This window comes from bacterium (genome assembly GCA_009926305.1).
GTDB lineage: Bacteria > Bdellovibrionota_C > UBA2361 > UBA2361 > RFPC01 > RFPC01.
Map to the genome: position 1 here is coordinate 1 of RFPC01000094.1, position 8,340 is coordinate 8,340.

The 8,340-nt window shown below is 47.4% G+C and carries 7 protein-coding genes; 6 read left to right on the plus strand and 1 reads right to left on the minus strand.

Annotated elements, in window-relative coordinates; all coding sequences use genetic code 11:
* The 6 genes from EBR25_11540 to lpxC all read left to right on the plus strand — a co-directional run.
* A partial coding sequence (locus tag EBR25_11540) for a translation initiation factor IF-2 (protein ID NBW41615.1) occupies positions 1 to 2,253 on the plus strand: 2,253 nt, incomplete at its 5' end.
* Positions 2,254 to 2,265: 12 nt separating this feature from the next.
* On the plus strand, positions 2,266 to 2,694 hold the full coding sequence (rbfA, locus tag EBR25_11545) for a 30S ribosome-binding factor RbfA (protein NBW41616.1): 429 nt from the start codon (positions 2,266 to 2,268) through the stop codon (positions 2,692 to 2,694).
* Positions 2,636 to 3,718 carry a bifunctional oligoribonuclease/PAP phosphatase NrnA gene (locus EBR25_11550; GenBank protein NBW41617.1) on the plus strand — a complete coding sequence of 361 codons (1,083 nt, stop codon included), beginning with the start codon at positions 2,636 to 2,638 and terminating at the stop codon, positions 3,716 to 3,718. Before rbfA ends, EBR25_11550 begins: the two co-directional genes overlap by 59 nt.
* On the plus strand, positions 3,718 to 4,680 hold the full coding sequence (truB, locus tag EBR25_11555; protein ID NBW41618.1) for a tRNA pseudouridine(55) synthase TruB: 963 nt from the start codon (positions 3,718 to 3,720) through the stop codon (positions 4,678 to 4,680). The genes EBR25_11550 and truB overlap by 1 nt, the downstream gene beginning before the upstream one ends.
* A 33-nt stretch (positions 4,681 to 4,713) precedes the next feature.
* A complete protein-coding gene (locus tag EBR25_11560; GenBank protein ID NBW41619.1) occupies positions 4,714 to 6,033 on the plus strand; it encodes an adenylosuccinate synthase in 1,320 nt (439 codons plus the stop codon).
* Positions 6,034 to 6,035: 2 nt separating this feature from the next.
* Complete coding sequence (gene lpxC, locus EBR25_11565; protein NBW41620.1) at positions 6,036 to 7,436, plus strand: UDP-3-O-[3-hydroxymyristoyl] N-acetylglucosamine deacetylase; 1,401 nt, start codon at positions 6,036 to 6,038, stop codon at positions 7,434 to 7,436.
* A 40-nt stretch (positions 7,437 to 7,476) separates the two neighbouring features.
* On the opposite strand, the gene EBR25_11570 is transcribed toward lpxC, so the two are convergent.
* Positions 7,477 to 8,334: a 3-hydroxybutyryl-CoA dehydrogenase gene (locus EBR25_11570; GenBank protein NBW41621.1), complete on the minus strand. Its 858-nt coding sequence runs from the start codon at positions 8,332 to 8,334 to the stop codon at positions 7,477 to 7,479.
* Positions 8,335 to 8,340 lie beyond the last annotated feature (6 nt).

The window sequence follows — 8,340 nt, forward strand, 5'->3', positions numbered from 1 at the left end:
TCCGCCGGAGAGGACGTTACTGCGGAGACATCCTCAAGCGCTTCAGGAGTTCCGGAAACAGACGCAGGCGATGTTTCTCCTGATAGCAGTGTAGTGGGGGTTGAAGCTGGAGACACATCTGAAGAAGGAGAGGTAGGTCAGCCAGAAGAGGTTGAAGAAAAGCCACTTAAAAAGCGAGCTGGTCCAAAGGTGCTTGGAAAAATTGAACTCGCAAAAGAGCCGGAGACTCGAGCGCCAGCTCAGAAGAAGCGGACCCGAGTATTTCATGACGCCCCAGATGTTGAAGAGGAAGATGACGGCGATGGTCGCAAGAAGAAAGGCGGTAAAAAGCGTTCGAAAAAGAGGGAGTTTACGCGAACTGATCTGGTCGATTACGAAGGATTGCCAGGTCGTCGAGTAACAAAAGGTGGAAAGCAGAAAAAGAAGGGCGCAGCAGAAGAGGAGACTATAAGCGCCGCTGAGAAGACCGTTCCAAAAGCCTCGAAGCGAATTGTTAAGATGGATGAAATTATCACCGTGGGTGAACTTGCCTCCCAGATGAGCCTTAAATCTGGTGAAGTCATTCAAAAGCTCATCGAGCTTGGAATCATGGCGACAATTAACCAAGCAATCGATCAAGATACTGCAACTATCATCGCTGAGGAATTTGGCTTTCAGGTGGAATCAGTTTCTTTCGATGAGGCTGAGATTCTCCTAGTTGAAGATCAAGAGGAGACTGGTGTTGAGTTGCCGCGCTCTCCAATCGTTACCGTCATGGGGCACGTCGACCACGGGAAGACGTCGCTTCTTGATACAATTCGAAAGAGTTCGGTTGCTGAACGTGAGCATGGGGGTATTACTCAGCACATAGGTGCCTATCAAGTAACGGTAGAGGATGGCAGAACGATTACGTTTATCGATACGCCGGGTCACGCCGCGTTTACATCGATGAGAGCGAGAGGAGCGCAGGTTACTGATATCGTAATTCTTGTTGTCGCTGCCGATGATGGTGTTATGCCGCAGACAGTTGAAGCAATTGAGCATGCAAAAGCTGCGGGTGTTCCAATCGTGGTTGCGGTCAACAAGATGGATAAAGAGGGCGCAAATCCGGATAAAGTAAAGCAGCAACTTGCCGAGCGAGGATTGCAGCCAGAAGACTGGGGTGGAGATGTGATGTTCTTCCATGTTTCAGCGCTTCAGGGAGGCGGAATCTCAGAATTATTAGAAGGAGTACTTCTTGTTGCTGAGGTCGCAGAGTTAAAAGCAAATCCTGAGCGTCGAGCGGTCGGTACAATCATTGAGGCTCGTCAAGAGCTCGGAAGGGGAATCGTTGCTACAGTGCTTGTTCAAAAGGGGACGCTCCGACTAGGAGAGATTTATGTAACAGGTGCTGAGTTTGGGCGAGTTCGTTCAATGATGAACCATAGGGGCGAAACCATTACGGAAGCCGGTCCCGCCGTTCCTGTTGAGATTACTGGACTGAGTGGTGTTCCTAGAGCTGGTGATGACTTTGTTGTCGTTGAGTCTGAGAGTAAAGCTCGTGCCGTGGCGATGAATCGCGCTGAGAAGTTAAAACTTAAGGAGTCAAGGCTGGGCGGAGGACCTGTCTCTCTTGAGGAGTTTGCCCGACAAGCTGGAAAGGCAAAAGCAGCAGAATTAAATCTGATTGTAAAAGCAGATGTTCACGGTTCACTGGAGGCAGTTCGCGATGCAGTAGAAAAGCTCTCCGGTGAAAAGGTGAAAGTACACGTGGTCTTAGGTGGTGTAGGAGGTGTGAGCGAGAACGATGTTCAGTTAGCTATTGCATCCAAAGCTTTGATTGTTGGATTTAACGTTCGCGCTGAGTCTCGAGCAGCTGATGAGGCAGAGCGCCACGGTGTTGAAATACGATTTTATCGAGTTATTTATGAGCTTGTTGATGATGTAAAGCGTGCGATGGCAGGTCTTCTCGAACCTATTAAGAAAGAGAAGTCGCTCGGACGAATTGAGGTGCGAGACACCTTTATGGTCCCAAAAATCGGACGAATTGCTGGTGGCTATGTTCTTGATGGAATCGCTCGAAGAGGTGCATACGTGCGGCTGCTTCGTGATAGTGCAGTGGTTCACGAAGGAAAGATGAGTGGTCTGCGTCGTTTTAAAGATGATGTGAAGGAAGTTCAGTCTGGATATGAGTGCGGTGTCTCAATTGAAAATTTTAATGATGTCAAGATTGGAGACGTTATTGAGATGTACGAGATTGAAGAAATTGAAGCATCTTTAGATGACCTCAACTAAGGAGTTGCAACGTTGAGTGAAAACAGACGTGTATACAAAGTCGCGCAAGCAATCCGAGAAGTTCTAGCAAAAAGATTGCTCGAAACTTCTGACGAGCGGTTGCGCATGGTAACGATTACAGGTGTGAAAGTTTCCAAAGACTTGAGAGTCGCATCTGTCTATTGGGTCCAGTCGGGCTCAAAACAGCGAATTTTAGAGATCGAGGGAGCTTTCAAGGGGGCTCGCGGTTTCTTTCGTGCGGCGCTTTCGGAGGGACTCCGACTCAGATTTATTCCCGAACTCCGATTTTTTTATGATAATACGCTCGATACGGTTGAGCAGATAGAATCTATAATGAAGGAATCTGTAGAGCGACAGTCACCCAGTCAAGAAATTGAGCAGGATGAACAAGGGGTTTGTCAGAGCACCTCTTTCGTTAAAGAGGAAGTTCGCGATGAATAAAAAAGAAGAAGCATTGGCTGCTGCGGTGGAGGTTATTTCGAAGAGTTCGTCGATTGCTATTCTGTCACATATTAGCCCAGATCCCGATGCTTACGGCTCTTCTTGCGGGCTAGCTCATATCATCAGGCAGAGCTTGCCATCCTGTGATGTTCGTCTTTTCAATGAAGATGCTGATGCAGCACGAGAAAGACTTGCCTTCTTGCCTGGAGCAGAATCTGTTGCTCATGAGACAGAGAGTTGGTGCCCAGACCTATTTATCACTTGCGATGCGGGAGAACTTAATCGAGTCGGAGACCGGTTAGAGCAATGGGTGGTCTCTAATAAAAATGTGCCACTTATTAATATTGATCATCATGAATCAAACAATAACTTCGGCACGGTCAATGTGGTTGATACCAAAGCATCTTCAACCAGTGAGTTAGTTATTGATTTGTTTCATGAATGGAAAACTTCCTCCGATAGTAAGTCCTTGTTACCAAAGAATGCAGCAGAGTGTCTTTTAGCTGGCATCCTAGGTGATACCGGAGCATTTCGTTATCGCTCGACTACAGCCGATACTCTTGAAAAATCTGCAGAGTTACTGAGGTCAGGTGCGCGTTTAGATGTGCTTACCCGACATCTGTTTGGCTCGGTGCCTTTATCTACCGTTAAGATGAATGGTATCGGTTTTCAAAAGATGAGAACGCTATGCGATGGACGCATTGCTGGTGTAGCGATTACGGAGGAGGACTATAAGAGAGTCGCTGGTGGCCCAGAAGATGCTGAAGAGTTAGCTGAGCTCCTTAGAGATATTGAAGGAGTTGAGATTTCTTATTCTGTCAGATGGTTTGATGGCAAGTGGAAAGCTAGTCTCAGGACGTCGCGTGCGGATGTAGACCTGGCAGCTGTTTCGACGTCGTTTGGGGGAGGAGGGCATCGAGCTGCGGCAGCCTTTCGCGCATCAGGAGCACTGAATGATATTGTAGCGCGGCTAGAATCTGCTTTAGAAAAAGTTCTTCCTTTGGAAGCAGAGAGTGCAGAGTAATGGAATCAACTGAGACTGCGTCTTCAGCACCTATAGGCCACTCTATTCGAGTACAAGAAGTGCCAATGGGTTTTCTCTGCATTGATAAGCCTGCTGGCATGACGAGTGCTCATGTTGTGAATAGAGTGAAGCGAGCTCTCGGACTCGGTCGGAAGGCGAAAGTGGGTCATTTGGGAACATTAGATCCGGATGCAACGGGGGTGCTTGTGTGTGCAGTGGGAAGAGCAACTCGCTTGATCCCCTTGGTTGCTGGTGGAAAAAAAACCTATCTGGGGGAATTGCAACTTGGAGTAACAACCCAGACAGATGATCTTTCTGGCGAGGTCTTATCGCGATTTGATGGAAGCTTTCCCTCTAATGAGATTGTGCTGGCGGCGACGAAGTCGTTTATTGGGAATATTTTACAAAAGCCTCCAACGGTAAGTGCAGTGAAGATTCGCGGGGAGAGGGCACATGTGAGAGCGCGGAGAGGTGAACAGGTTGAGATCTCCTCTCGTGAAGTGATGGTTTATGATTTTGAACTGAATTTTCTTTCCCCAGACCGATACGGCTATAGAGTCGAATGTGGTCCGGGAACCTATGTGCGCTCGCTAGCCCGGGATCTTGGAGAATCTTTGGGAACGGGGGGAGCTATCGCTTCAATCAGGCGGGTAGAATCGGCCCCATTCGATATAAATATGAGTACATCTCTTGAAAAGATTACCGCTCAGAACCTTATTTCGTGGTATGAAGTATTTGGAGATATCCCCCGACTTGGTGTGTCATCCGATTGTTTTCTAAAATTACGCCATGGAGATAGCTCAAAGGTGATACGAGAGCTTTCCGGTCAACGGTTAGAAGAAGGGGACTATGCACTGCTTTGTGTTGAGAAGAGTTCTAAGCCAGTGGGTCTGCTTCGCTTCATAAGGGATTCCTGGAAGGTCGTCTTTGTCGATATTGAAGTTTCACGAGAGTGTGTATGAGCTGGAGTGTGAATAGTACTGAAGGAGAAAGGGATGAGTAGCCTTGTTGTTGTGGGCGCCCAGTGGGGTGATGAAGGGAAAGGAAAGCTTGTTGATTATCTGACGTCGAATGCGCAATACGTGGTTCGTTTTCAGGGTGGGAATAATGCTGGGCATACTCTTCTCGTTGATGGAAAAGAAACCAAGCTGCGCCTTGTACCCTCTGGAATTCTGCGTCAGGAAACGATCTGCTGCATTGCTGCTGGGGTAGTTCTCGATGCGGATGTATTTCTTGAAGAGACAAGTGGGCTAGAAGAAGCTGGCGTGTCGGTTACGAAGGAGCGCCTTATCATTGATGAGAGTGTACATCTCATCATGCCGTATCACAAAATCATTGATATTGCTCGAGAAGAATTACGTGGAAAAAATCGTATTGGAACAACGGGAAGAGGTATCGGGCCCTGCTATGAAGATAGAGCAAATAGGAGCGGAATTCGGCTTGCTGAACTTCGGTACCTTCCACAGGTTTTGGAGCGCATGGAAGAGGTGCTTGAGCTTCGCAATCAGTACTTAAAGGATGTGTTGAAGTCTGATCAGCAAGTGGCCTTCGCTGAGGTGCGTGAGTATCTAGAAAGAACTGCTGATAGACTCCTCCCATTTATGGGAAATGTCGGGATGATGATTGCTGAGGCACATAAGCGGGAGAGAAGAATTGTTTTTGAAGGTGCTCAAGGCACGCTTCTTGATCAGATTCATGGTGCTATTCCTTTTGTAACTTCATCGAGCACTTTAGCTGGCGCTGTTTGCTCAGGAGTCGGAGTTGGCCCCCGAACCATCGATCATATTTTAGGTGTTGCAAAAGCCTACACCACCAGGGTTGGAAGTGGGCCATTTCCTACTGAAGATACTGGGGTAGTAGGAGAGTATCTTCAAAAGAAGGGAAATGAATTCGGAACAGTAACGGGGCGTTCTCGCCGATGTGGCTGGTTTGATGCAGTTCTTTTGAGGAAAGCGGTTCGGTTGAATGGCATAGATATGCTTGCACTGACAAAGTTAGATGTTCTTTCAGGGCTTGAGAAAATTCAGGTGTGTGTAAATTATCTGCTAGATGGAAAGAAGGTAGAGGATGCACCTGTCTTGCCATCAGAACTTGAGCGAGTCGAGCCGCAGTATGTTACGTTCGATGGCTGGGAAGATAATCTTTCAGAGGTACGCAAGTGGCATCATCTACCGCAAAATGCTCGTGTATACCTCAGCTCGCTATCAGAAATGGTAGAGTGCGATATCTCAATGGTGAGTGTCGGACCTGAAAGAGAAAGTACGTTGTTTGGCCATGCAGCGGTTTCATTACAAAATTTTATGCGAGCGGAGTAAGTATGGGAGCAGCAGTATCTGAGATGGAGCGTTCAGAGGATGACATTTTAAAGGGATCCAAGGTCCTGATCATCGATGATGAGCCCGGGATTTGTCTTGAGCTTGAGAAGCTCTTCATGGAAGTCGGCTCTGAGGTTTCTTCGCTTCACTCTGCGGAACGGCTGTTTGAGGCACTAGAGAATAGTCCAGACCTCGTTCTTCTCGATATTTGGATTCCAGGTCGGGATGGGATGGAAGTCCTTCAAGAGCTGCAAGCGCTAAAGAATCCACCGTGTGTTATAATGATGAGCGGTCATGCCACCATTGCTACGGCGGTGAAAGCGACTCAGATGGGCGCCTATGACTTTTTAGAGAAGCCGCTAGACATAGAAGTCACCCTAGAAAGAGCGAGAGCTGCCTTGTCTGCTCAACGAAGGGGTGAGGACGAGGGCGAGAGTCATCCTGTGATGAGTCCAGAGGAATCAAGTGGCCATGATATTGATGGAGCGGACATAGGGGTAAGAGACGCTGGAGGAGCCGCACTTCATCTTAATGTTCAGAAAAGTATATTTGGGAAACAGCCTTGGGCGGGAGCGTTAGTTCAGCAAAGGACAATACAACATTCGATAATATTATATGGCACGGGGCTTCACTCGGGTAAAAAGAGCGGCATGAGTCTTGAGCCGCTCCCACCGAGCTCGGGCATTCACTTTGTCGGTGTATCTGGTGGAGCTGCAGTACCAGCGCATGTTAATTTTGTTGATTCAACTGGATTTGCGACAACACTTAAATCGGGAGGAAGCAGTGTTCAAACGATTGAACACTTGATGTCAGCACTCCACGCTCTTGGGATATCAAACCTCCTGGTGAAGTGTAATGAAGAGGTTCCCATTTTGGATGGCTCCTCACTTGATTTCCTAAAGGCCATCAATGAGGTTGGAGTTTGTGATCAGAGTGGTGAATGGTATGCAATAAGACCTACCGAGAAGATTACATACGATAATGGTAGGGAAGAGATCTCTATAGAACCGGCAGAGACTCTGACAGTTGATTACTATCTGAGTTATCCGGAACCGCTTGGAGAACAAGAGCTAGTGTATACGCATGACTCTATTGAACACTACGAAGAAGAGATTGCTCCAGCGAGAACATTCGGATTTGTTCAAGATGTAGGTTTTCTTCAAGCGAAGGGACTAGCGCAGGGGGGTCGAATGGATAACTTTATCCTCTACGGCAAGGATGGAGCGCTTAATCAGTCGCTTCGTTTTCAGAATGAAGCTGTCCGACATAAAATTTTAGACGCGATTGGAGATCTCTATCTTTTGGGTAGGCCGTTACAGGCAAAGATTACCGCAAGAATGACAGGTCATTCGGACAATATCGGCCTGCTTGAGCTTATTCGAGATGGTATGCGGCAGGGCTAGTGTGGTGGTTCTGCGCTGGATTTCCAATTCATCTCAGCGCCTACTGGTCATGCCGGTAGAAGCCTCTTCCACTCTTCTTTCCGTACCAACCAGCCTCAACATATTTTCTGAGCAGTGGGCACGGTCTATACTTGTCTTCACCGAGTTCTCTGTGGAGAAGCTCTAAGATGGCAAGTAAAGTATCAAGCCCAACGAAATCAGCTAAGGTGAGAGGGCCCATGGGATGATTCGTTCCAAGCATCATTGCCTGGTCGATATCCTCTGCCTTTACTCCTTCTTGTAAAAGGTAAATAGCTTCATTAATCATTGGACAAAGTATGCGGTTAACGATAAACCCTGGACCATCAAGGGCAAGCACGGTCTTTTTCCCCATCTGCTCAGCAAGAGTTTTTGTGATTGTATAGGTCTCATCGTTAGTCTGAAGCCCACGGATAATTTCTACTAGCTCCATGATTGGCACGGGATTCATGAAGTGCATCCCGATAAAACGCTCTGGTCGATCAGAGGCCTTTGCTAGTCGGGTAATTGAGATGGATGATGTATTGCTGGCAAGTATCGTATGCTCAGCAAGATGGGGTGTAAGCTCATTTAAGAGCTTTTCTTTAATCGCGATATTCTCCACGATTGCCTCAACTACGAAATCACTTTTTGAAAGTGAAGAGAGTTCGGCTGAATAAGTAAGATTTCCGAGAATGTTTTCTTTCGCCTCGGATGTGATTTGTTCTTTTTCAATGGCTCTATCGAGACGACGAATGATTCCCTTTTTCGCTCCCTCCAGCGCTTGATCCGATATATCAAATAATACGGTTGAGAGGCCTGACTGTGCTGCAACCTGTGCAATCCCTGCACCCATCTGACCGCTACCAATAACCCCAATAGAACGAATATTTGCTCCCATGTATCC